The organism is Variovorax sp. GW823-FHT04B03 (assembly GCF_058796495.1).
This window is the reverse complement of record NZ_JBXAIT010000004.1, coordinates 701,074-722,744: the sequence shown is the minus strand read 5'-3', so window position 1 is coordinate 722,744 and position 21,671 is coordinate 701,074. Positions and strand designations below refer to the sequence as shown.

At 68.4% G+C, this 21,671-nt stretch carries 19 protein-coding genes; 15 read left to right on the top strand and 4 right to left on the bottom strand.

The genetic code is table 11. The features are described from left to right. The first annotated feature begins 3 nt into the window (after nt 1-3). The gene (locus tag AC1RAD_RS20655; RefSeq protein WP_492736905.1) at nt 4-1,032 is read left to right on the top strand and encodes a hypothetical protein; all 1,029 of its coding nucleotides are present in this window, start codon (nt 4-6) and stop codon (nt 1,030-1,032) included. 25 nt (nt 1,033-1,057) lie between these two features. On the opposite strand, the gene rsgA is transcribed toward AC1RAD_RS20655, so the two are convergent. The 3 genes from rsgA to AC1RAD_RS20640 are packed head-to-tail and all read right to left on the bottom strand — an operon-like array spanning nt 1,058 to nt 3,677. Next, the gene (rsgA, locus tag AC1RAD_RS20650) at nt 1,058-2,017 is read right to left on the bottom strand and encodes a ribosome small subunit-dependent GTPase A (protein WP_083259283.1); all 960 of its coding nucleotides are present in this window, start codon (nt 2,015-2,017) and stop codon (nt 1,058-1,060) included. A 12-nt stretch (nt 2,018-2,029) separates the two neighbouring features. After that, nucleotides 2,030-2,380, bottom strand: coding sequence for a 4a-hydroxytetrahydrobiopterin dehydratase (locus tag AC1RAD_RS20645; protein ID WP_095746391.1), 351 nt, complete (start codon nt 2,378-2,380; stop codon nt 2,030-2,032). A gap of 31 nt (nt 2,381-2,411) precedes the next feature. After that, nucleotides 2,412-3,677: a M48 family metallopeptidase gene (locus tag AC1RAD_RS20640; RefSeq protein ID WP_095747692.1), complete on the bottom strand. Its 1,266-nt coding sequence runs from the start codon at nt 3,675-3,677 to the stop codon at nt 2,412-2,414. 62 nt (nt 3,678-3,739) lie between these two features. Here AC1RAD_RS20640 and orn point away from each other — a divergent pair, with 62 nt between their 5' ends. The 6 genes from orn to AC1RAD_RS20610 all read left to right on the top strand — a co-directional run bounded on the left by orn (nt 3,740) and on the right by AC1RAD_RS20610 (nt 10,450). Continuing rightward, nucleotides 3,740-4,336 carry an oligoribonuclease gene (orn, locus tag AC1RAD_RS20635; RefSeq protein WP_492736903.1) on the top strand — a complete coding sequence of 199 codons (597 nt, stop codon included), beginning with the start codon at nt 3,740-3,742 and terminating at the stop codon, nt 4,334-4,336. A 248-nt stretch (nt 4,337-4,584) separates the two neighbouring features. After that, the gene (locus AC1RAD_RS20630) at nt 4,585-6,492 is read left to right on the top strand and encodes a DEAD/DEAH box helicase (RefSeq protein ID WP_062475051.1); all 1,908 of its coding nucleotides are present in this window, start codon (nt 4,585-4,587) and stop codon (nt 6,490-6,492) included. Between the two features lie 215 nt (nt 6,493-6,707). Beyond that, complete coding sequence (locus AC1RAD_RS20625; RefSeq protein WP_492736901.1) at nt 6,708-7,781, top strand: NAD/NADP octopine/nopaline dehydrogenase family protein; 1,074 nt, start codon at nt 6,708-6,710, stop codon at nt 7,779-7,781. Next, complete coding sequence (locus AC1RAD_RS20620) at nt 7,771-8,775, top strand: 3-hydroxybutyryl-CoA dehydrogenase (protein WP_492736900.1); 1,005 nt, start codon at nt 7,771-7,773, stop codon at nt 8,773-8,775. Before AC1RAD_RS20625 ends, AC1RAD_RS20620 begins: the two co-directional genes overlap by 11 nt. Beyond that, nucleotides 8,772-9,575 carry an alpha/beta fold hydrolase gene (locus tag AC1RAD_RS20615; RefSeq protein ID WP_492736898.1) on the top strand — a complete coding sequence of 268 codons (804 nt, stop codon included), beginning with the start codon at nt 8,772-8,774 and terminating at the stop codon, nt 9,573-9,575. Before AC1RAD_RS20620 ends, AC1RAD_RS20615 begins: the two co-directional genes overlap by 4 nt. Next, nucleotides 9,572-10,450 carry a quinone oxidoreductase family protein gene (locus AC1RAD_RS20610; RefSeq protein ID WP_492736896.1) on the top strand — a complete coding sequence of 293 codons (879 nt, stop codon included), beginning with the start codon at nt 9,572-9,574 and terminating at the stop codon, nt 10,448-10,450. The genes AC1RAD_RS20615 and AC1RAD_RS20610 overlap by 4 nt, the downstream gene beginning before the upstream one ends. On the opposite strand, the gene AC1RAD_RS20605 is transcribed toward AC1RAD_RS20610, so the two are convergent. Continuing rightward, entirely contained in the window at nt 10,447-10,923 is a 477-nt protein-coding gene (locus AC1RAD_RS20605) for a MarR family winged helix-turn-helix transcriptional regulator (protein ID WP_099791754.1), read from the bottom strand. The genes AC1RAD_RS20610 and AC1RAD_RS20605 overlap by 4 nt on opposite strands. Nucleotides 10,924-11,067: 144 nt before the next feature. Between AC1RAD_RS20605 and AC1RAD_RS20600 the strand changes: the two genes are divergently transcribed. From AC1RAD_RS20600 to AC1RAD_RS20565, 8 genes are read left to right on the top strand one after another with little or no spacing between them, the layout of a single operon-like run. Beyond that, nucleotides 11,068-13,260 (top strand): thiamine pyrophosphate-dependent enzyme, encoded by a 2,193-nt coding sequence (locus AC1RAD_RS20600; RefSeq protein WP_492736894.1) that lies wholly within the window; start codon nt 11,068-11,070, stop codon nt 13,258-13,260. 4 nt (nt 13,261-13,264) lie between these two features. Beyond that, nucleotides 13,265-14,770, top strand: a complete 1,506-nt coding sequence (locus AC1RAD_RS20595; protein WP_492736892.1) for an indolepyruvate oxidoreductase subunit beta family protein — start codon at nt 13,265-13,267, stop codon at nt 14,768-14,770. A 13-nt stretch (nt 14,771-14,783) separates the two neighbouring features. After that, nucleotides 14,784-15,770, top strand: a complete 987-nt coding sequence (locus AC1RAD_RS20590) for a PDR/VanB family oxidoreductase (RefSeq protein ID WP_492736890.1) — start codon at nt 14,784-14,786, stop codon at nt 15,768-15,770. 34 nt (nt 15,771-15,804) lie between these two features. Beyond that, nucleotides 15,805-17,118, top strand: a complete 1,314-nt coding sequence (locus tag AC1RAD_RS20585) for an aromatic ring-hydroxylating dioxygenase subunit alpha (RefSeq protein ID WP_095746383.1) — start codon at nt 15,805-15,807, stop codon at nt 17,116-17,118. Then, nucleotides 17,118-17,606, top strand: a complete 489-nt coding sequence (locus AC1RAD_RS20580) for an aromatic-ring-hydroxylating dioxygenase subunit beta (RefSeq protein ID WP_492736888.1) — start codon at nt 17,118-17,120, stop codon at nt 17,604-17,606. Before AC1RAD_RS20585 ends, AC1RAD_RS20580 begins: the two co-directional genes overlap by 1 nt. A gap of 10 nt (nt 17,607-17,616) precedes the next feature. Further along, nucleotides 17,617-19,242 carry an AMP-binding protein gene (locus AC1RAD_RS20575; protein WP_492736886.1) on the top strand — a complete coding sequence of 542 codons (1,626 nt, stop codon included), beginning with the start codon at nt 17,617-17,619 and terminating at the stop codon, nt 19,240-19,242. Further along, complete coding sequence (locus AC1RAD_RS20570; protein ID WP_492736884.1) at nt 19,239-20,411, top strand: thiolase family protein; 1,173 nt, start codon at nt 19,239-19,241, stop codon at nt 20,409-20,411. Before AC1RAD_RS20575 ends, AC1RAD_RS20570 begins: the two co-directional genes overlap by 4 nt. After that, nucleotides 20,408-21,661, top strand: a complete 1,254-nt coding sequence (locus AC1RAD_RS20565; protein WP_492736882.1) for an SDR family NAD(P)-dependent oxidoreductase — start codon at nt 20,408-20,410, stop codon at nt 21,659-21,661. Before AC1RAD_RS20570 ends, AC1RAD_RS20565 begins: the two co-directional genes overlap by 4 nt. Nucleotides 21,662-21,671: the final 10 nt, after the last annotated feature.

Genomic DNA, 21,671 nt, shown 5'->3' with positions numbered 1-21,671 from the left:
CTGTTGATTTCGACCCTTCACGCCGACCCGCGCGCCGTTGCCTGCGCATCGTTCTGGCAAGCCTTGAGCGACAAGCTCGAGAGCCTGCAGTCCTTGTCCGGCCACGCACTGGTGGGCGAATTGAATGCGCTGCTGCAGCCCTTCTTTCCGAACCTGGCGGCCGAAGTACTGGGCGACCCGCCGGCTTTCACGCTCGTGCTGACAGCGCACGGCGCTGAAGACGATTTCGAGGACCTCATGGCGCTGGTGCACAGCGCGCCCGCATTGCCGCAGGTCGAGGTGGAGGCCTTCCGGCAGCGCATGCGCGAAGGTTTCAGCATGCGCATGAACGACTTCGAACTGGCCAGCGTGGACGTTCTCGTGAAGCACGAGCCCTACAGGGGGCGGGTGGCGCTGGAGATGGGCTTTGCCAAGCCCATTCCGATGGACATGCAGGACCACGCGCGCCACATGAGCCTGATCATGCTCGACCACATCCTGGGCGAGTACGACTTCGCCGTGAAGGTTGGGCCGGTCGATCACGTCGAGGCGGATGCGCAAGCGGATTTCGATGGCGTGCCGCTCGATGACTTCGTGCCTCTGTTCGACGCATGCTGGCGCGAGGATCTGGGCCACACCGGCGTGTTTCCCGCGGGCGAGCACGGTTGGTCCGGCCTGACCGCCACGCGCACCGCCGAGGACGGCAGCGAGGTCGAGGCGGTCGTGATGCGAAACGACGCCGCGAACGCGCTGCTCGGGCGTGCCGACCTGGGTCACCGGCTCTCGGCTGCCATCCCCGTCGAATCGGGCGAGGAACTGGACGAGGCCCGTGCTTACGAAGACCGGCTGACCGCGCTGCTGCAGACGCACGGCGAAGGCTGCTGCACGCACATCGTGCTGGAGGAGGGCGTTCGCACCGTTCACTTCCATGTGGCCGATGCGCAGGCGGCCATTGCGCATGCGCAATCGGTTCAGGAAGCGCTGGAGTTGCCGGTGACCCTCGACCTGGCCTTCGACCCGACCTGGAAGTCGTACCGCACCTGGCTGGCCTGAGCGCGGCCGGGCCCTCGGTACGGCGTCAGTAGCGCGTCTGGCTCAGCTCGGCGAACAGCTCGCCGTAGATCTTGTAGCGCGAAGCGCTGATCGGCCCGGGTTGCGTCGCCGTTTCGACGTTCGAGATCACGCCGCAGCCGGGCTCGTGCAGATGGGTGCAGTTGTAGAACTTGCAGTCGCCCGTGTGCTCGGCGATGTCGGGCATGAGGCCGGCGAGCTGCATCGGTTCGATGTGGTTCAGGCCGAATTCCTGGAAGCCCGGCGAGTCGATGAGGCCTGTGGTGCGGGCCTCGTCGATCCAGTACCAAGTGGTGCTGGTGGTCGTGTGCTTGCCCGAGTTGAGGGCCTGCGAAATCTCTTGGGTCAGCACGCTCGCACCGGGCACCAGCAGGTTGGTGAGCGTGCTCTTGCCCGAGCCCGATGGGCCGAGCACCAGCGTCGACTTGCCCGCCAGCAGCTTCATCAGCGAGGCGTAGTCCGCTTCGCCCGAGGCCTTGAGCGACAGCGGCAGCACGCCGTGGTGCATGCGGCGATAGGGCGCCAGCTTGGCCCAGGCGCGCGCGAACGGTTCGACGAGGTCGCTCTTGTTGAGCGCGATGATGGGCGTGATGCGCTCGGCCTCGGCCGCGATCAGCGCGCGCGCCAGTTGGTGTTCGGAAAACTCGGGCTCGGCCGCGATCAGGATCAGCACGTGGTCGAGGTTGGCCGCGAACGACTTGGTGCGGATCTCGTCCTGCCGGTAGAAGAGGTTGCGTCGCGGCAGCACCTCTTCGATGGTGCCTTCGTCTTCGGTGGCCTGCCAGCGCACGCGGTCGCCGACCACGGCCTGGCTCTTCTTGCCGCGCGGGTGGCAGATCAGCCGCTCGCCCGTGGGCGTTTCGACAAGGCAGTGACGCCCGTGGCTGGCGACGACGAGGCCGTCGTGGTGCGCCTTCCCCGTGTTGTGCGCAGCGGGGGTGAAGGCAGCGCGGCCCGGCTTAGCCACAGGCGCGTGTCCTCATGCGGCGGGGCTCGCAACCAGCGCGTCGGCCTGCCGAGCGCAATCGAAATCGGTGATCGACAGACCGTTCACATCGTGCGTGTTGAAGCGCACCACGCAGCGGTTGTAGTGCACCGACAGGTCGGGGTGGTGGTCCTGCGTGTGGGCCACCATGGCCAGCGCATTCACGAAGGCGATGGTCTCGAAGTAGTTCGCGAAGGTGAAGGTCTTCTCGATCGCGACATCGGCGCCGTCGCCGGTGAGCTTCCAGCCGTCGAGCTGGGCCAGGCCCGAGACGATCTCGGTGGCGCTCAGGGCCTTGCGGGGCGGAAGGTTCTTCCAGTCCTTGGGTTTGAACATGCTGCTCATGAGGGGCTTCGCTGAAAAGGTGGGTCGAGGGTCACGCCGCGGCCATGCGCGCAAGGCGCTCGGAGGCGGGCGGGTGGGAGTAGTAGAACTTGACGAACACCGGGTCCGGCGTGAGCGTCGAGGCGTTGTCCTGGTAGAGCTTGAGCAGGGCGGCCGACAGGTCGGCGCCGCTGGTCTGCGCCACGGCGTAGGCGTCGGCCTCGAACTCGTGCTTGCGCGACAGGCGCGCCGGCAGCGGGGCGACGAAGAAGCTGAACACCGGCACGGCCAGCATGAACAGCAGCAGCGCCAGCGCGTTGTTGGGCGCGGCCGGCGACAGGTTGGGCTGCACGCCCAGGCCGGCGTAGAACCAGACCTGCGTCGAGACCCAGCCCAGGAGCGCGAAGCCGGCCAGGCTCAGCGCGAATATCACGACGAGCCGCTTCACGATGTGGCGGTGCTTGAAGTGGCCGAGTTCGTGGGCGAGCACCGCTTCCATTTCACCGGCATTGAGCTGGCGCAGCAGCGTGTCGTAGAAGACCACACGCTTACTCGCGCCGAAGCCCGTGAAATAGGCATTGGCGTGCGCACTGCGCGTGCTGCCGTCCATCACGAAAAGGCCCTTGGCCTTGAAGCCGCAGCGCTTCAGCAGGGCCGTCACGCGCTCCTTGAGCGTTGGGTCGTCGAGCGGCTCGAACTTGTTGTACAGCGGCGCAATGAAGATCGGATAGATCACCATGACCAGCAGGCTATAGCCCATCCATGAAGCCCAGGCCCAGAGCCACCACAGCTCGCCGGCTGCGCCCATGAGCCAGAGAATCAGCGCGGCAATCGGCAATCCCATCGCGGTGCCGATGCCGATCGACTTCAGGGTGTCCTTGAACCAAAGCCCCCAGGTCATCTTGTTGAAACCGAAGCGTTCCTCGAGTCTGAAGGTCTGCCAGAGTGCGAACGGCAGTTCGAGAAGGCTGCTGATCGCCGTGAATGCTCCCAGCAGCAGCAACTGCTGCACCATGCCGCCGCCCAGCCACACCAGCAACAGCTTGTTCAGCGTGTCGAGCCCGCCAAGCAGCGTCCAGCCCAACAGCAGGGCGGCGCCCCAGGCCATTTCGACCAGGCTGAAGCGGACCTTGGCGATCGTGTAGTCGGCCGCCTTCTGGTGCGCGGCGAGCGTGATGGTTTGTACAAAAGCTTCCGGCACGGCGCCGCGGTGGCGCGCCACGTGGCGCACCTGGCGGGTGGCCAGCCAGAACTTCACGAGCAGGCCCGCCACGAGCGCCGCCGCGAAGGCAAGGGTGAAGATGAGCGAATAAGACATCATGAAGCGGCGAGTTTAGTCCCCGGTATATCGGGGCGCAGGCCTTCGACGACAATCCTGCGATGCCCGAATTCCTTGACCCGACGCCCCCCGCAGCTGCCCCCACCCTGAAGAAAAGCGACCAGAACCTGGTCTGGCTGGACTGCGAAATGAGCGGCCTCGACCCCGAGAAAGAGCGCCTGCTCGAGATCGCCGTGGTCGTCACCGGCCCCGACCTCACGCCCCGCATCGACGGCCCCGTGCTCGTCATCCACCAGAGCGACGCCGTGCTCGACGCCATGGACGCCTGGAACAAGGGCACCCATGGCCGCAGCGGCCTGATCGATAAGGTGAAGGCCTCCACGCTGGACGAAGCCGCGGCCGAGCAGCAGCTGCTCGAATTCATCGCCAAGTACATCCCCAGGAGCGGCTCGCCGATGTGCGGCAACACCATCGGGCAGGACCGGCGCTTCCTGGTCAAGTTCATGCCCAAGCTCGAGGCGTACTTCCATTACCGCAACCTCGACGTCAGCACCCTCAAGGAGCTGGCCAAGCGCTGGAAGCCCGCGGCCTACACCGCCTTCAAGAAGCAGCAGGCGCACACCGCGCTGGCCGACGTGCACGAGTCCATCGAGGAGCTCGCGCACTACCGGGAAACCTTCCTGCGCTTGGTGGATTGACAACAATTAGGTAAAAACCCGAAGCCGTGCCATAATCGCAGGCTTCGCTGATTTGAACGCGTCTTTGGACACAGATCAGCGTCTCTCGCATCTCCCTATCTTGCACACCGCGCCCGATCGCATTCGCTGATCAAAAAGGGCCGCAGCCTCCGACGAAAGCCGGAAGTTGAATGTCGTTGGATGGTTGATGTTTTTAACCACCAACGGGGCGCCGCCTACGGCAGCGCTCGCGTTTGAGATTGATATTCATGACCGACGCTTTTGAAGCGCAGGGCGAACTCGCGCCTGTGCAATCCGCTACCCATAACGAATTCACCGCTGTCGCGGACACCGTGTCCGAGGCCCCGATCCTCGACGCACTGGACGCCGCAGCCCCCGAGGCCGCCGAAGCCGAAGCGCCCGCCGCGCCCAACGGTTTCATCAAGCTGGGCCTCGCCCCCGAACTGATCGCCGCCGTGGCCGACATGGGTTTCACCCAGCCGACCACCGTGCAGGAAAAGGTCGTGCCGATCGCCATGGGCGAAGCCGGTTCGGCCCGCTTCGTCGACCTGATGGTGTCGAGCCAGACCGGCTCGGGCAAGACCGCCGCCTTCCTGCTGCCCGTGCTGCACACGCTGATCAAGCGCCAGGCCGAAGCCGAAGCCGAAGCCAAGGCCGAGTTCCAGCGCCTGGCCGCTGAAGCCGCTGCCCGTGGCGAAGCGCCGCTCAAGAAGCCCAAGCGCAAGGACCCGACCAACGCCCGTCATTTCAAGGCCGCCACCCCCGGCGCCCTGATCCTGTGCCCGACGCGCGAACTCGCGCAGCAGGTTGCACACGACGCCATCGAACTGGTTCGCCATTGCCGTGGCCTGCGCGTCGCCAACGTGGTGGGCGGCATGCCCTACCAGCTGCAGATCGCCAAGCTGCAGAACGCCGACCTCGTGGTCGCCACGCCGGGCCGCCTGCTCGACCTGCAGCGCTCGCAGCAGCTCAAGCTCGACCAGGTCAAGTTCCTGGTCGTCGACGAAGCCGACCGCATGCTCGACCTCGGCTTTGCCGACGACCTGGCTGAAGTCAACCAGCTCACCATCGAGCGCCAGCAGACCATGATGTTCAGCGCCACCTTCGCGCCGCGCATCCAGCAGCTGGCCCAGCGCGTCATGCGCGAGCCGCAGCGCATCACCATCGACAGCCCGCAAGAGAAGCACGCCAACATCAAGCAGTCGCTGTACTGGGCCGACAACAGCCAGCACAAGCGCAAGCTGCTCGACCACTGGCTGCGCGACACCAGCATCAACCAGGCGATCGTGTTCGCCAGCACGCAAGTCGAGTGCGATGGCCTCGCCAACGACCTGCAGCAAGAAGGCTTCAGCGCCGTCGCACTGCACGGCGCCCTGAGCCAGGGCCTGCGCAACCGCCGCCTGATGGCACTGCGCCAGGGCCAGGTGCAGATCCTGGTGGCCACCGACGTTGCCGCCCGCGGCATCGACGTGCCGACCATCACCCACGTCTTCAACTTCGGCCTGCCGATGAAGGCCGAGGACTACACCCACCGCATCGGCCGCACCGGCCGTGCCGGCCGCGATGGCCTGGCCATCACGTTCGCCGAGTTCCGCGATCGCCGCAAGATCATGGACATCGAGCACTACAGCCGCCAGCAGTTCAAGGCGGAAGTGGTTGCCGGCCTCGAGCCGCAACAGCGCATGCCGCAATCGCGTCCCCCGATGGGCGAGTACCGCGGTGGCCGTGGCGACAACTTCTCGCGCGATCGCAAGTTCGGCAACGGCGGTGCAGGCGGCGGCGGTGGCTACCGCGGCAACAACAACGGTGGTGGCTATGCCGGCGCCAGCGGCTTCAACGACCGCAATTCGCGCGGCCCGGCCCAAGGCCAAGGCCCGCGCGGCTTCCAGGGCGGCCAGAACGCCGGCTTCGGCGGCGGCCGTGACGAAGGCGGCAACGGCGGCGGCTACGGTCGCAAGCCGGGCTGGGGCGACAGCGCCCCGCGCGGCGGCCACGGCCATGGCGGCGGTCGCGGCGACGGCGGTTTCGCACCCCGTGAAGGCTTTGCGCCCCGCGAAGGTTTCGCACCGCGCGGCAACGGCGCCGGCCACGGCGGCCCGGGCAAGGTGTTCGTGCCCCGCGACGCGCAAAAGCGCGCGTTCAAGCCCAGCCGCTGATCGCCCCCGCAAGCGGCCCTGAAAAGGGCTGCTTCCCCCCAAAAGCCCGCGCTTCTCACGAACGCGGGCTTTTTCGTTGTCGGGTTTCCGAGCAGTCCGGCGCCCATGAAGTTGGTTGACACCTGAATCGATGAAAAGTAATGTAATGGCGCATTGCTTCTCCCCGGTCCGTTCGCGGCTGCCGGTTCATCGACACCTGTTCTCGACTTTCGATCATGAAAATTGCGATTCTTGGGGGTGGCCACGGCGCCTATGCGGCCGCCGCGGACCTGTCTGAAACCGGCCATGAAGTGCGCCTGTGGCGCCGCGACGCCGCCGCGCTAGAACCCGTCGTGCAGGCCGGCGCGATCACGCTGAAGGACGCCGCCGGGGCGCGCGAGGTGCCCATTGCGCTCGCGACTGCTGACATAGGCGCCGCGCTCAAGGGCGCCAAGCTCATCGTCATTCCCACGCCCGCCATCGCCCAGCACGACATCGCGCTGGCCATGGCGCCGCACCTGGTCGACGGCCAGGTCGTGTTCCTGCCGCCGGGCACCTTCGGCAGCTACGTGATGGCGCAGGCGGTGAAGGCCGCCGGCAACCGCGCCGACGTGGCCTGGGCCGAGACCGGCACCTTGCCGTACCTCGCGCGCAAGCACGGCGAGCGCGAAGTCAACGTCACCATCCGCGCGATCCGCCTGCCCACCGGCGTCTACCCGGCGCGCAAGGAGGCGCAGGCCATTGAGGTGATCCGCCGCGCCTACCCGGCCGTGCACGGCTGCGGCGACGCGCTCTCGGGCGCGCTGATGAATGCCGGCCCCGTCATCCATCCACCGCTGATGGTGATGAACGCCGCGCCGCTGCAGCACTTCGAGCGCTGGGACATCCACAACGAAGGCACGCAGCGCGCCGTGCGCGACGTGACCGACCGGCTCGACCAGGAACGCATGGCGGTGCGCGAGGCCTTCGGGCAGGGCGCGCCGCACTACCCGCTGGCCGACCACTACAACAACGACCAGTGGATGTACGGCGATGCGCACAAGCAGCTCGTCAAGTCGGGCGACTGGCGCGAGAACATCGACCTGCACACGCACCGCTACATCACCGAAGACACCGAACTCGGCCTGGCCTTCCTGGCCTCGGCCGCGCGCCATGCGGGCGTGGATGCACCCATCGCGCACGGCCTGCTGGCCATCGTCGGCGGCTTCCTCGGGCGCGACCTGCGCCAGGGCCCGCGCACCTTCGAGAGCCTGGGCCTCGCCAGCCTGAGCGCGACCCAGCTCAAGCAGAGGCTGCACGATGGCGAATGAGCCCGCGCCGCCGCGCTTTGCTGCCGTGGGCGCCGGCCGCATGGGCCGCGGCATCGCCATCGCGTTCGCCTATGCGGGCCACCGCATCGCGCTGATCGACCTGCGCCCGCGCACGCCCGAGGCCTGGCAGCGCTTGCGCGACGAGGCGCAGGCGGAAATCGCGGCGAGCCTTTCGGGCCTTGCGCAGCTGGGCGTGATCGATGCCTCGCAGGTCGAGCGCATCGCCGCGCGCGTGGACTTCGTGAATGCAGCAGACGCACCGCACGCGCTGGCCGCTGCCGAGCTCGTGTTCGAAGGCGTGCCCGAAACCATGGACGCCAAGCGCGAGGCCTTCGAGCACCTCAACCGCCATTGCCGCGACAACGCGATCCTTACCTCGACCACCAGCAGCATCCTCGTGACGCAGCTGGCCGCGTTGGTGCGCCGGCCCGAGCGCTTCCTGAACATGCACTGGCTCAACCCGGCCTACGTGATTCCGGTGGTCGAACTGAGCTGCCACCCCGGCACCGACGCCGGCGTGCTCGCGCGCACCAAGGCACTGATGGAAGCCATCGGCAAGCTGCCCGTGGTCTGCGGCGCCTCGCCCGGCTACATCGTGCCACGCCTGCAGGCGCTCGTGATGAACGAGGCGGCCCGCATGATCGAAGAAGGCGCTGCCACAGCGGAAGAAATCGACAAGGCCACGCGCTACGGCCTGGGCCTGCGCTTCGCGGCGCTCGGCGTGGTCGAGTTCATCGACTTCGGCGGCTGCGACATCCTGCACCACGCGAGCCGCGAGATGTCGGCCTCGCTCGACGCGGGTCGCTACACGGCGCCGGCCATCGTCGGACGCATGGTCGAGGAAGGGCGGCTGGGCCTCAAGACCGGCAGCGGCTTCTACGACTACGCGGGCCGCGACACCGCCGCCTACCGGCGCGACGTGCTCTCGCGCACACTCGGCGAACTGAAGCACGCGGGCCTGTGGCGCGCGCCGGCCGACGAGACGCTGTCATGACGATCCGCCGCGCCTTCGCCGACCTGTCGGTGGGGCAGGTGCACCACGCCGTGTGCGGCGACGCGCAGGCGCCGGCCGTGCTGCTGCTGCACCAGTCGCCGCGCAGCTGGGCCGAGTACCGCGAGGTGCTGCCGCTCGTCGCTGGCGCGGGCTACCGCACCATCGCCATGGACACGGCGGGCTTCGGCGATTCGGCCGACGGCGGCGTGCCGGCGAGCATTGCGCAGTGGGCGCGCGTGGCGTGCGAGCTGCTCGATGCGCTCGGCATCGCGCAAGCCGACGTGGTGGGGCACCACACCGGCGGCGTGATCGCGATCGAACTGGCCGCGGCGTTTCCCGAGCGCGTGCGCAGCCTCGTGCTTTCGTCCACGCCGTACACCGACGAGGTGTTTCGCCGCGCCCGCGCGCAGCGTCCACCCATCGACGAAGTGGCACCCAGTGACGACGGCAGCCACCTCGCCGCGCTGTGGCAGAAGCGGCAGGCCTTCTATCCGCCGGGGCGGCCCGACCTGCTCGAGGCCTTCGTGCGCGATGCGATGAAGGTCGGCCACCGTGTCGAAGAAGGGCACCGCGCCGTGGCCTCGTACCGCATGGAAGACCGCATCGGCCGCATCGCGCAGCCGACGCTCATCGTGCGCGCCACGCTCGACCCTTTCGCCGCGCCGCATGCGGCGGAGCTGCAGCATCAGCTGCCGCAGGCGCGCATCGTCGACGTCGACGGCGGCATGGTGCCCTTGCCCGACCAGATGCCCGAAGCCTTCGCGCGCACGGTGCTCGACTTTCTGGCGACACGGCCATGAAGGCCGTCCGCATCCATGGCTTCGATGCGGTGCCGGTGCTCGAAGACGTGGCCGAGCCCGTGGCGCGACCCGGCCGCACCCTCGTGCGCATGCAGGCCGCGACCGTCGGCCACATCGATCGCACTGTGTGGCAAGGCCGCTTCCTGCGGCATCCGCCGTTGCCGTACACGCCGGGCGTGGAAGCCGCGGGCGTTGTCGTCGCGAGCGAGCGCTATGCAGAAGGACAACGCGTGTGGTTGCGTGGCAGCGGATTGGGCACGCTGTTCGATGGCACCTGGTGCGAGCTGATCGATGCACCTGACGACGCACTCGGCGTGTTGCCCGATGAGGTGCCGATGGCGCTCGGCGCAGCGTTCTTCTCGCCCACCACGTCGGCCTGGGTCGCCTTGCATGAGGTCGCCCGATTGAAGCCTGGAGAGCAAGTATTGGTGACGGGCGCAAGCGGCGCGGTGGGTTCGTTGGTGATGCAGTTGGCACGCGATGCAGGCTGCATCGCAACGCCTGTCGATCCGAAAGCCGCACCGCCTGAAGTCGCCAGCGCCGACCTGCTCATCGACACCGTCGGCGGCGACGTGCTCGCCTCCACCTTGCCTGCCGTGCGCCCCGGTGGTCGCGCCGTGCTGATCGGCTACACCGCCGGCCCGACGCTGCAGCTGGACATCGCGCATTTCCTGCAGCGCGACGTGGCGCTGCTGCCGCTCAACATGTTCAGGCGAGAAGCCGCGGGCCGCGCAGCCGCTCCAGAGTTGCTTGCGCGCCTGGCCGACGGCCGACTGCACCTCGACGTGCAGCCCTTTGCGCTCGCCGATGCCGCGCTGGCACTCGACTGGATCTCGCAGCGCGGCCATCGCGGCCGCGCGGTGCTCGTACCTTAGTCTTCGTCCGGCACCTCGACCGGCACATGCACATGCAGGTCGATCATCTGCCGCAGCGTCTGCTTGAGCTCTTCGGCGCGTCGCAGGCCGAAGGGTTCGAGCACGCGGCGCTCGTGTTCGCGCGCCAGTTCCATCAGGTGCTCGACCGCCTTCAGCCCCGCGGGCGTGATGCGCACCAGCGTGATGCGGCGATCACTTTCATGGGGCAGGCGCTCGACCTGGCCGCGCGCTTCCATGCGGTCGAGCAGCCGCGTCACCGTCGGCTGCTTGGTCACCGTCACCTGCGCGAGCTGGCCGATGCTGACCGCGTCGCTGCCCGCCAGCGACGCCATCACGCGCCACTCCGACACCGAGAAGCCCTGCTGTCGCGCCACCTCGTGGAACTCCGAAGAGATCAGCTGGCTGGCCTGCGCCAGCAGCGCGGGCAGGTAGTCGTCGACGAAGCGATGCGTTTCCTTGAGCGGTTCAGACATGACGGTGCCTCCTGTTTGCCGCAGGCATGCGGATTGCATGGCTAGGGTAATTCATGATTGTGGATACATTCATTTCTAAACATTATAGGAACCGTGATGTGACCCCGGGGCCGCATCCTCCCACGAGAAAGAAGAAGGACATCCATGGCTGAGCGTTCGTTCGTCGAAGAAGTCAAGAAGCTGAGACTTACTGGTGGAGAAGTGTTCCGCGGCGAAGGCATTCTGGCCGTCACCAAGGCCCTGCTGGAGTCGGGCGTTTCGTATGTGGCGGGCTACCAAGGCGCGCCCATCTCGCACCTGATGGACGTGCTGGCCGACGCGCAGGACATCCTGGCCGACCACGGCATCCGCTTCGAGAACAGCGCCAGCGAAGCCACTGCTGCCGCCACGCTGGCCGCCTCCGTCAACTACCCGCTGCGCGGCGCCGTCACCTTCAAGGCGACCGTGGGCACCAACGTGGCGTCCGATGCGCTGGCCAACCTGGCTTCGGGTGGCGTCACCGGCGGCGCGCTCATCATCGTGGGCGAGGACTACGGCGAAGGCTCGTCGATCATGCAGGAGCGCAGCCATGCGTTCGCCATGAAGTCGCAGATCTGGCTGCTCGATCCGCGGCCCAACCTGCCGAGCATCGTCGATGCGGTGAAGACCGGCTTCGACCTCTCGGAGGCCAGCAACACGCCCGTGATGCTGCAGCTGCGCATCCGCGCCTGCCACGTGCACGGCCACTTCATCGCCGGCGACAACAAGCGCGCCAAGTTCACGCTGAAGGAAGCACTGGAGAACCCGCAGCGCGACGTCAGCCGCATCGTGCTGCCGCCCGCGAGCTTCGTGCATGAACAAGAGAAGGTGAAGGACCGCTGGCCCGCCGCCGTGCGCTTCATCGAGGAGCGCCAGCTCAACGAGTTCTTCTCCGAAGACGCCGACGACATCGGCATCATCGTGCAGGGCGGCAGCTACAACACGCTGCTGCGTGCGCTCGAACGCCTGGGCCTGGCCGACGTGTACGGCGAGACCCGCGTGCCGCTGTACGTGATGAACGTGGCCTATCCCGTCATCGAGAGCGAAGTCATCCGCTTCTGCGAAGGCAAGCGCGCCGTGCTCATCGTGGAAGAAGGCCAGCCCAATTTCGTCGAGCAGAACCTCGCGACCATCCTGCGCCAGGCCGGCTCCACCACCGCGCTGCACGGCAAGGACATGCTGCCTGTGGCCGGCGAGTACACGACGCTCGAACTGCTCAAGGGCACGCGCGTCTTCTGCGAGCGCTACGAACGCCTCGCGCCGCTGCCCGTGCCCGTACCGGTGCGCAAGGTGATTCCGCTGAAGGAAGTGGCGGCCATCGGCGTCAACGATGCACCCGAGCCCGCGCAGCCGTCGAGCGCGCTCGGCGATGTGGTGCATGCGCGCCCGCCGGGCTTTTGCACCGGCTGCCCGGAACGCCCGATCTTCAGCGCCATGAAGCTGGTCGAGCGCGAACTCGGTGCGCACCACGTGAGCGCCGACATCGGCTGCCACCTGTTCTCGATCCTCCCGCCTTTCAACATCGGCAACACGACGATGGGTTACGGCCTCGGCGGCGCGGGCGCTTCGGCACTCAACGCACCGGCGGGCAAGCGCGCGATCTCGATGATGGGCGACGGCGGCTTCTGGCACAACGGCCTGACAAGTGGCGTGGCCAACGCGGTCTTCAACAAGAGCGACAACCTCACCATCATTGTCGACAACAACTACACCTCGGCCACGGGCGGGCAGGACATCCTCTCGTCGACCGCCGTCAACAAGACGCGCAGCACCGGCCACGAAATCGAGCGCGCCGTGCGCGGCGTGGGCGTCGAATGGGTGAAGACGATGCGCCGAACCTACGACGTCGCCGGCATGCGCGACGCGCTGAAAGACGCACTCACCACCACGAAGAAGGGCCCCAAGGTCCTCATCGCCCAGTCGGAGTGCATGCTCAACAAGCAGCGCCGCGAGAAGCCGCTGGTGCGCAAGGCCATCGCCGACGGCAAGCGCGTGGTGCGCGACAAGTTCGGCGTCGATGCCGACACCTGCACCGGCGACCACTCGTGCATCCGCCTGTCGGGCTGCCCGTCGCTGTCGATCAAGCCCAACCCCGATCCGCTGCGCATCGACCCCGTCGCCACCGTGCTCGACAGCTGCGTGGGCTGCGGCAACTGCGGCGACGTGTCGCACGCGGCCGTGCTGTGCCCCTCGTTCTACAAGGCCCAAGTCGTGAGCAACCCGACCGCCTGGGACCGCTTCCGCCAGCGCGTGCGAACCGCCGTCATCGGCTGGATGCAGCGCGGCGACGCGCGCCGCCGTGACGCCTATGCCTTCTGACGCCATGACGAACAAGGTTCAACCCATCAAGATTGCCATCCTCGCCATGGGCGGGGAGGGCGGCGGCGTGCTCGCCGACTGGATCGTCGACATGGGCGAAGCCAACGGCTACGTCGCCCAGACCACCTCGGTGCCCGGCGTGGCCCAGCGCACCGGCGCGACCATCTACTACGTCGAGCTGTACCCCGACGCGCAAGCGCAGTCCGACGGCGGTCGCCCGGTGCTCGCGCTGATGCCGCTGCCGGGCGACGTCGACGTGGTGCTCGCCTCCGAGCTCATGGAAGCCGGCCGCGCGGTGCAGCGCGGGCTGGTCACGCGCGACCGCACCACGCTCATCGCCTCCACGCACCGCGTCTTCTCCATCGCCGAAAAGAGCGCCATGGGCGACGGCCGCGTCGACAGCGAGCAGCTGCTCGCCCACACCGCGCGCGCCGCCAAGCGCTTCATCCGTTTCGACATGGCGCAGGCCGCCGAAGCCTCGGGCAGCGTGATCAGCGCCGTGCTCTTCGGCACGCTGGCAGGCTCGGGCGTGCTGCCGTTCGGCCGCGCGCAGTTCGAGGCCACCATCGAGCGCGGCGGCGTGGGCGTGAAGCCCAGCCTCAAGGCCTTCGGTGCGGCGTTCGACCGCGCACAGGACGGTGACGACGGCGAACCCGCCAAGGTGGCACCGGCCGCCACGCCCGCACCGCAACCGCGCCACCCGGCCGTGCGCGCACTGGTCGAGCGCGTGCAGCGCGACTTTCCGCTGCCCGCGCACGACTTCCTGCTCGAAGGCGTGCGCCGCCTCATCGACTACCAGGACCTGGCCTACGCCGGCCTGTACCTCGACCGCATGGCCGCTGTGGCCAAGCTGCCCGACGACGCCCACCGCCTGCTGCGCGAAACCGCGCGCCACCTCGCGCTGTGGATGTCCTACGAAGACACGGCGCGCGTCGCCACCCTGAAGACCCGCGCCACCCGCTTCGAGCGCGTGCACGGCGAGGCCGGCGTGCAGCCGGGCCAGCTGCTCGCCATCCACGAGTACATGCACCCGCGCCTGCAGGAAATCTGCGAGACGCTGCCCGGCGGCCTTGGCCGCTGGCTCATGCACTCCACGCTGCCGAAGAAGCTCGTCGAGCGCTTCACGCAGCACGGCCGCGTGATCCGCACCAGCTCGCTGCGCGGCTACCTGATGCTGCGCATGGTCGCGGCCTGCAAGGGCTGGCGCCGCTCGACGATGCGCTACGCCGACGAAAACCGCCGCATCGAAGAGTGGCTGCAACGCATCGCCGCCACCGCGCCACGCAACCCCGCGCTCGCCGTCGAACTCGCCCAGTGCCAGCGCCTGGTCAAGGGCTACAGCGACACGCACGAGCGCGGCCTGCGCAACTACGACACCGTGATGCGCGCGTTCGAACGTGCGGGTGCCGCGCTGGCGCCCGCCACCCTGCGCGAACTGCGCGACGCGGCGCTGGCCGACGAACACGGCCACAAGCTGCAGGCCGCGCTGGTGCAGCACGCCTTGGCCTGAAGGGACCCGAACCATGACCGCCCCCACGCTCCAGCTTTGCGTCGCCGAGGCGCGCGCCCTCAACCCGCTGATCCGCCTGCTGCGCCTGCGCGCCGAAGACGGCCGCGCGCTGCCCGGCTTCGCCGCCGGCGCGCACATCCGCGTGCAGGTGACGCTGGCCGACGGCACCACCGACTGGCGCCACTACTCGCTCATCAACTTCGCCACCGAGCGCAACGCCACCAACGCCCCGACCGACTACGTGATCGCCGTGCGCAAGGAGGCCGATGGCCGCGGCGGCTCGCGCTTCATGCACGAAGGGCTGGCCGAGGGGAGCGTGCTCACCATCGAGCCGCCGAAGAACGACTTTCCGCTGCATACCGGCCCCGGCGGCACGGTGCTGGTGGCCGGCGGCATCGGCGTGACGCCGCTGGCGTCGATGGCCGCGCGCCGCCGCGCCGAAGGCGCCGCCGTGCGCATGCACTACGCCGGCCGCAGCCGCGACCTGATGGCCTTCCTGCCCGAGCTGCAGGCGCTGCTGGGCGACGACCTGCGCGTGCATGCCGACGCCGAGGCCGGCGCGCCGCTGGACATCGACGCGCTGCTCGATGCCGTGCCCGCCGGCGACCGCCTCTACGTGTGCGGCCCCAAGGTCATGCTCGACGCCGTGCTCGCGCGCACCCAGGCCCGCGGCTGGGAGCACGACCGCGTGCATTTCGAACTCTTCACCGAACCCGTCGTGGAGGAGGGCGACCAGCCCTTCGAAGTGGAGCTCGCCCAGTCGGGCCAGCGCTTCACCGTGCCGGTCGGCCAGAGCATCCTCGACTGCCTCATCGAGCACGGCTGCGACCCGATGTTCGATTGCAAGCGCGGCGAATGCGGCGTGTGCGCCGTGCCCGTGATCGAGGGCGAGATCGACCACCGCGACTACGTGCTCACCGCCCGCGAGAAGGCGGAAGGCACCGTCATGCAGATCTGCATCTCGCGCGCCAAGGGTGCGCGCCTGGTGCTCGACCTCTGAAGAAAAAGCCAGCCAGGAAGGAGCCAGGAGAACCATGCCTTCGTACCGAGACAACCCCGATGCCGTTCGCGCGCTCGTGCAGAACGACCGCGTGCACCGCGACCTGTACACCAGCCAGGAGCTTTTCGAGCTGGAGCAGGAGCACTTCTTCGCCAACACCTGGAACTACGTCGGCCACGAGAGCCAGCTGCCGAAGTCGGGCGACTGGATCACCAACGAGATCGCGGGCCGCCCGCTGATCGTCGTGCGCCACAGCGACGGCAGCGTGCGCGTCATGATGAACCGCTGCGCTCACAAGGGCTCGCGCCTGGTGAACGGGCCCTGCGGCAACACCGGCAAGTTCTTTCGCTGCCCGTACCACGCCTGGACCTTCAAGACCGACGGCGCGCCGCTGGCCATTCCGCTGAAGACCGGCTACGAGCACACGCAGCTGCACGAGTGCGAGTCGGGCAAGGGCCTCACCCCGGTGAAGCACGTGCGCAGCCACCGCGGCTTCATCTTCGTGAAGATCAACGACGCGGGCCCCGACTTCGACGAGTACTTCGGCGATTCGCTCAGCTCCATCGACAACATGGCCGACCGCTCGCCCGAGGGCGAGCTGGAAATCGCCGGCGGCTGCCTGCGCTTCATGCACCAGTGCAACTGGAAGATGTTCGTCGAGAACCTCAACGACACCATGCACCCCATGGTGGCGCACGAGTCGTCGGCCGGTACCGCCAAGCGCATGTGGGCCGACAAGCCCGAAGACGAGCCCAAGCCCATGGCCGTGGAGCAGTTCGTGCCCTTCATGTCCGACTACAAGTTCTTCGAGGACATGGGCATCCGCACCTATGACCACGGCCACAGCTTCACGGGCGTGCACTTCAGCATCCACAGCAAGTACAAGGCGATCCCCGAGTACGACGACGCCATGAAGGCGCGCTACGGCGAAGAGAAGACGGCGCAGATCCTCGGCATGGCGCGGCACAACACCGTGTACTACCCGAACCTCACGATCAAGGGCGCGATCCAGGCGATCCGCGTGGTCAAGCCCATCTCGGCCGACAAGACCCTCATCGAGAGCTGGACCTTCCGCCTCAAGGGCGCGCCGCCCGAGCTGCTGCAGCGCACCACCATGTACAACCGCCTCATCAACTCGCCGTTCTCGGTGGTGGGCCACGACGACCTGCAGGCCTACCGCGGCATGCAGGCCGGCCTGCACGCCAGCGGCAACGAGTGGGTGAGCCTGCACCGCGACTACGACGAATCGGAGTTGAAGGGCGGCGAGATCACCACGGGCGGCACCAACGAGCTGCCCATGCGCAACCAATATCGAAGCTGGGTGCAGCGCATGACGGAGACGATGTAATGGCCGCCGCCGATATCACCCGCCAGGACCTCATCGACTTCGTCGTCAACGAAGCGCGCCTGCTCGACACCCGCCGCTACGAGGAATGGAACGCGCTCTTCACCGACGACGCGTTCTACTGGATTCCGCTCGTGCCCGACCAGGAAGACGGCCTGAACCACACCTCGCACCTGTACGAGGACAAGCTGCTGCGCGAGCTGCGCATCGAACGCCTGAAGAGCCCGCGCGCGTTCTCGCAGCAGCCCCAAAGCCGCTGCCACCACCTGCTGCAGGTGCCCGTGGTCGAGACCTTCGACACCGAGGCCCGCCGCTTCGTGGTGCGCACCGAATTCCACTACACCGAGTCGCAGGGCGACGAGCTGCAGTTCTACGTCGGCACCTTCTTCCATCACCTCACGGTGCAGGACGGCGCGCTGCGCATGACGCTCAAGCGCGTCGACCTGCTCAACTGCGACGCGGCGCTTCCGGCCGTGCAGCTCTTCATCTGACAGGGACGCGATGACCCACGCCACCGTCCACCAAGTGTTCGCCGCCACGGCCGCGCGCACCCCGCAGGCCGAATTCCTCTTCACCGAATCGGTGACCGCCGCCGCCTACGGCATCGCCGCCGGCGCCATCCGCTGGGGCGAAGCCGCCGCAGAAATCGAGCGGCTGCGCAGCGCCTACGCGCAGGCCGGCTACGGCCACGGCCACCGCGTCGGCCTGCTGCTGGAGAACCGGCCCGCCTTCATCTTCCACTGGCTCGCGCTGAACGCGCTGGGCGCCAGCGTGGTGCCGATCAACGCCGAGATGCGCTCGGCCGAGCTGGTCTACCTCATCGGCCACAGCGAGATCGGCCTGGCCGTCACGCTGCCCGAGCGCGCCGCCGACCTGCAGGCCGCCGCCGCGCAGGCCGGCGTGGCCTTCGAGACCATGGGCCCCGACGATGCCGTGCCGCCCGCGAAGACCGCCGCGCCGCGCGCCGGCGAGCCCATCGGCACCGACACCGAATGCGGCCTGCTCTACACCTCGGGCACCACGGGACGGCCCAAGGGCTGCATCCTGAGCAACGCGTACTTCCTGCGTGCCGGCGAGTGGTATGCCGCGCTCGACGGCGTGTGCAGCATCCGCCCCGACGCCGAACGCGTGATCACGCCGCTGCCGCTCAACCACATGAACGCGATGGCGTTCTCGACCATGGTGGTGCTGGTGGCCGGCGGTTGCCTCGTGCAGCTCGACCGCTTCCACCCGAAGAGCTGGCTCGCCAGCGCGAAGGAAAGCGGCGCGACCATCGTCCACTACCTGGGCGTGATGCCCGCGATGCTGCTGTCGGCCCCCGCGTCGGCGGCCGACCGCGACCACGCGATCCGCTGGGGCTTCGGCGCCGGTGTCGACCGCAAGAACCACGCGCCCTTCGAGGAGCGCTTCGGCTTCCCGCTGGTCGAGGCCTGGGCCATGACCGAGACCGGCGCGGCCGCCTGCATCATGGCCAACCGCGAGCCGCGCCTCGTGGGCACCAGCTGCTTCGGACGGCAGGAAGACTTCGTCGAGATCCGCCTCATGGGCGAGGACGGCAGCGACGTCGGCACCGACATGCCCGGCGAACTGCTGGTGCGCTCGGCCGGCACCGACCCGCGCCGCTACTTCTTCTCCGGCTACCTGAAGGACGAAGAAGCCACGCGCGAAGCCTGGGCCGACGGCTGGTTCCACACCGGCGACCTCGTGCGTCGCGACGCCGACGGTAACTTCTTCTTCGTCGACCGCAAGAAGAACGTGATCCGCCGCAGCGGCGAGAACATCTCGGCCGTCGAGGTCGAGAGCGTGCTCAACCAGCACCCGGCCGTGAAGACCTCGGCCGTGGCCGCCACGCCCGACACGGTGCGCGGCGACGAAGTGCTCGCCTGCATCGTGCTGCGCGACGGCAGCGATGCGTCGCAGCGCGAAGCAGTCGCGGCCAGCATCGTCCAGCACGCGCTGGCGCAGCTGGCGTACTACAAGGCGCCGGGCTACGTGGCCTTCGTCGACGCGCTGCCGCTCACGCCCTCGCAGAAGATCCAGCGCGGCCAGCTGCGCGAGATGGCGCAGTCGCTGCCGGGCCAGGGCCATTGCATCGACACGCGCTCCATGAAAAAGAGGCAGGCATGACCAAGCGACGGCTCTCTTATGAAGGCGTCGCGGTCGCGGTGCCCGTCACCGTGCCCTACGTGCGCTACTCCACACGCACCGCGCACTGGTTCGTCGGCCAGGCCATCGACGCGCTGGTGCAGGCCAGCGGCGTGGCCAAGGAGCAGATCGACGGCCTGTGCCTGAGCAGCTTCTCGCTGGCGCCCGACACGGCCGTGGGCGTGACGCAGCACCTGGGCCTGTCGCCGCGCTGGCTCGACCACATGCCCACCGGCGGTGCCTCGGGCGTGATGTGCCTGCGCCGCGCGGCGCGTGCGGTGCAGGCGGGCGATGCCGACATCGTCGCCTGCGTGGGCGCCGACACCAACCACGTCGACTCCTTTCGCCAGACGCTGGGCAGCTTCAGCAACTTCGCGCGCGACGCCAGCTACCCCTACGGCTCGGGCGGCCCGAACTCGATCTTCGCGTTCATCACCGCCAACTACATGCGCACCTACGGCGCCACGCGCGAGGACTTCGGCCGCATCTGCGTGGACCAGCGCACCAACGCGCTGGGCAACCCCAACGCCATGTTCAAGAAGGGCCTCACGCTCGACGAGTACATGGCCGCGCGGCCCATCTCCGACCCGATCCACCTGTTCGATTGCGTGATGCCCTGCGCCGGCGCCGACGCCTTCCTCGTGATGAGCGAGGAGCGCGCGCGCGACCTGGGCCTGGCGCACGTCGTGATCCGCGGCGCCATCGAGCGCCACAACGCCTACGCCGAAGAACCGGTGATGGTGCAGGGCGGCTGGCGCAAGGACCGCGACGACCTCTATGCGCAGGCCGGCGTGCAGCCCGCCGCGCTCGACTTCGTGCAGACCTACGACGACTACCCCGTCATCGTGATGATGCAGTTCGAAGACCTGGGCTTCTGCGAGAAGGGCGAGGGCTCGGCCTTCGTGCAGGCGAACACCATGACCTTCGACGGCAGCTTTCCGAACAACACCAGCGGCGGCCAGCTCTCGGCCGGGCAGGCCGGTGCGGCGGGTGGTTTCCTCGGCATGGTCGAGGCGATCCGACAACTGACCGACCAGGCCGGCGCGCGCGCCGTGCCCAACGCCCAGCTGGGCCTCGTCGCCGGCTTCGGCATGGTGACCTACGACCGTTGCCTCTGTACAGGCGCGGTCATCCTGGGGAGACCCGCATGACGATGCCCATGATGCGCCCCCCGCGCAAGAACCCGGTGCTGCGTACCCGGCAGATGAACCTGCCGCCCGGCGCGCGCGGCCGCGTGGCGCTCGGCCTCACGGCCGCCGCCGCCGAAGGCCGCTTCGAGCTGCAGACCTGCGAGGACTGCGGCACCGTGCAGTACCCGCCGCGCGAGGTCTGCCACAAGTGCCTGTCGTCGGCGTTGCGCTGGCGCCAGCAGAGCGGCGAGGGCGCGCTGCTCGGCAGCACCACGCTGCACCACAGCAACGACCTGTTCTTTCGCGAGCGGCTGCCCTGGCGGCTGGGCCTGGTGCACCTGGATGCCGGCCCCACGCTCATGGTCCACCTGCACGGCGAGGTCGGCGATGCGCCCACGCGCGTGCGTGTCGGCGCCCGGCTCGACCGCGCCGGCCAGGCCGTCCTCATTGCTTTTCCGACTGAAGGGAGTCCCCACATGGCCGACGACAAGATGCTGCGCGAAATGACCAGCGACCCGAAGTTCCGCAAGGTGCTGGTGACCGACGGCAAGACCGAGACGGGCCAGGCCCTCGTGCGTGCGCTGGTGAAGGCCGGCGCCGACATCGTCTGGGTCGGCCACGCTGAACCGTGGAAGAAGATGGGCGACGGCCTGGACGACATCTCGGCGCTGCCGCAGGTCACGCTCGTGCCGCTGGACCTCACCAACGGCCGCCAGGTGACCGAGCTGGCCGGCTCCATCGGCGGCAAGGTCGACATCGTGATCAACAACGCCGAGGTGCACCGCACCTTCGGCATCGGTGCGCGGCGCGGCACCGACGTGGCCAAGGCCGAGATGGACATCAACTACTTCGGCCTGCTGCGTCTGGCGCAGGAGTTCGGCCCCGCGCTCAAGGGCCGCTCGGCCGACGGCGCCACGGGCGCGACGGCGTGGGTCAACCTGCTGTCGATCTACGCGCTGAGCAACTTCCCGCCGCACGGCACCTTCAGCGCCTCGAAGGCCGCGGCGCATTCGCTGGCGCAGTGCCTGCGCGCCGAGATGCGGCCCGCCGGCATCCGCGTGATCAACGTGTTCCCCGGCCCCATCGACGACGAATGGAACCAGCACACGCCGCCGCCCAAGCTGGCGCCCACCGCGCTGGCCAACGCCATCGTGAAGGCGCTGCGCGACGGCGTGGAAGACGTGTACCCCGGCGACGTGGCGCAGGAGTGGCTGGAGCGCTGGCGCGACAACCCGAAGGTGCTCGAACGCGAACTGGCCGCTGGCGGCTGAGAACAGGAGC

Bases quoted from the DNA above. Each gene is read 5' to 3' on its own strand.
- AC1RAD_RS20645 (WP_095746391.1), bottom strand. From the start codon at position 2,380: ATGAGCAGCATGTTCAAACCCAAGGACTGGAAGAACCTTCCGCCCCGC.
- AC1RAD_RS20640 (WP_095747692.1), bottom strand. From the start codon at position 3,677: ATGTCTTATTCGCTCATCTTCACCCTTGCCTTCGCGGCGGCGCTCGTG.
- orn (WP_492736903.1), top strand. From the start codon at position 3,740: ATGCCCGAATTCCTTGACCCGACGCCCCCCGCAGCTGCCCCCACCCTG.
- AC1RAD_RS20630 (WP_062475051.1), top strand. From the start codon at position 4,585: ATGACCGACGCTTTTGAAGCGCAGGGCGAACTCGCGCCTGTGCAATCC.
- AC1RAD_RS20625 (WP_492736901.1), top strand. From the start codon at position 6,708: ATGAAAATTGCGATTCTTGGGGGTGGCCACGGCGCCTATGCGGCCGCC.
- AC1RAD_RS20620 (WP_492736900.1), top strand. From the start codon at position 7,771: ATGGCGAATGAGCCCGCGCCGCCGCGCTTTGCTGCCGTGGGCGCCGGC.
- AC1RAD_RS20615 (WP_492736898.1), top strand. From the start codon at position 8,772: ATGACGATCCGCCGCGCCTTCGCCGACCTGTCGGTGGGGCAGGTGCAC.
- AC1RAD_RS20610 (WP_492736896.1), top strand. From the start codon at position 9,572: ATGAAGGCCGTCCGCATCCATGGCTTCGATGCGGTGCCGGTGCTCGAA.
- AC1RAD_RS20605 (WP_099791754.1), bottom strand. From the start codon at position 10,923: ATGTCTGAACCGCTCAAGGAAACGCATCGCTTCGTCGACGACTACCTG.
- AC1RAD_RS20600 (WP_492736894.1), top strand. From the start codon at position 11,068: ATGGCTGAGCGTTCGTTCGTCGAAGAAGTCAAGAAGCTGAGACTTACT.
- AC1RAD_RS20595 (WP_492736892.1), top strand. From the start codon at position 13,265: ATGACGAACAAGGTTCAACCCATCAAGATTGCCATCCTCGCCATGGGC.
- AC1RAD_RS20590 (WP_492736890.1), top strand. From the start codon at position 14,784: ATGACCGCCCCCACGCTCCAGCTTTGCGTCGCCGAGGCGCGCGCCCTC.
- AC1RAD_RS20585 (WP_095746383.1), top strand. From the start codon at position 15,805: ATGCCTTCGTACCGAGACAACCCCGATGCCGTTCGCGCGCTCGTGCAG.
- AC1RAD_RS20580 (WP_492736888.1), top strand. From the start codon at position 17,118: ATGGCCGCCGCCGATATCACCCGCCAGGACCTCATCGACTTCGTCGTC.
- AC1RAD_RS20575 (WP_492736886.1), top strand. From the start codon at position 17,617: ATGACCCACGCCACCGTCCACCAAGTGTTCGCCGCCACGGCCGCGCGC.
- AC1RAD_RS20570 (WP_492736884.1), top strand. From the start codon at position 19,239: ATGACCAAGCGACGGCTCTCTTATGAAGGCGTCGCGGTCGCGGTGCCC.
- AC1RAD_RS20565 (WP_492736882.1), top strand. From the start codon at position 20,408: ATGACGATGCCCATGATGCGCCCCCCGCGCAAGAACCCGGTGCTGCGT.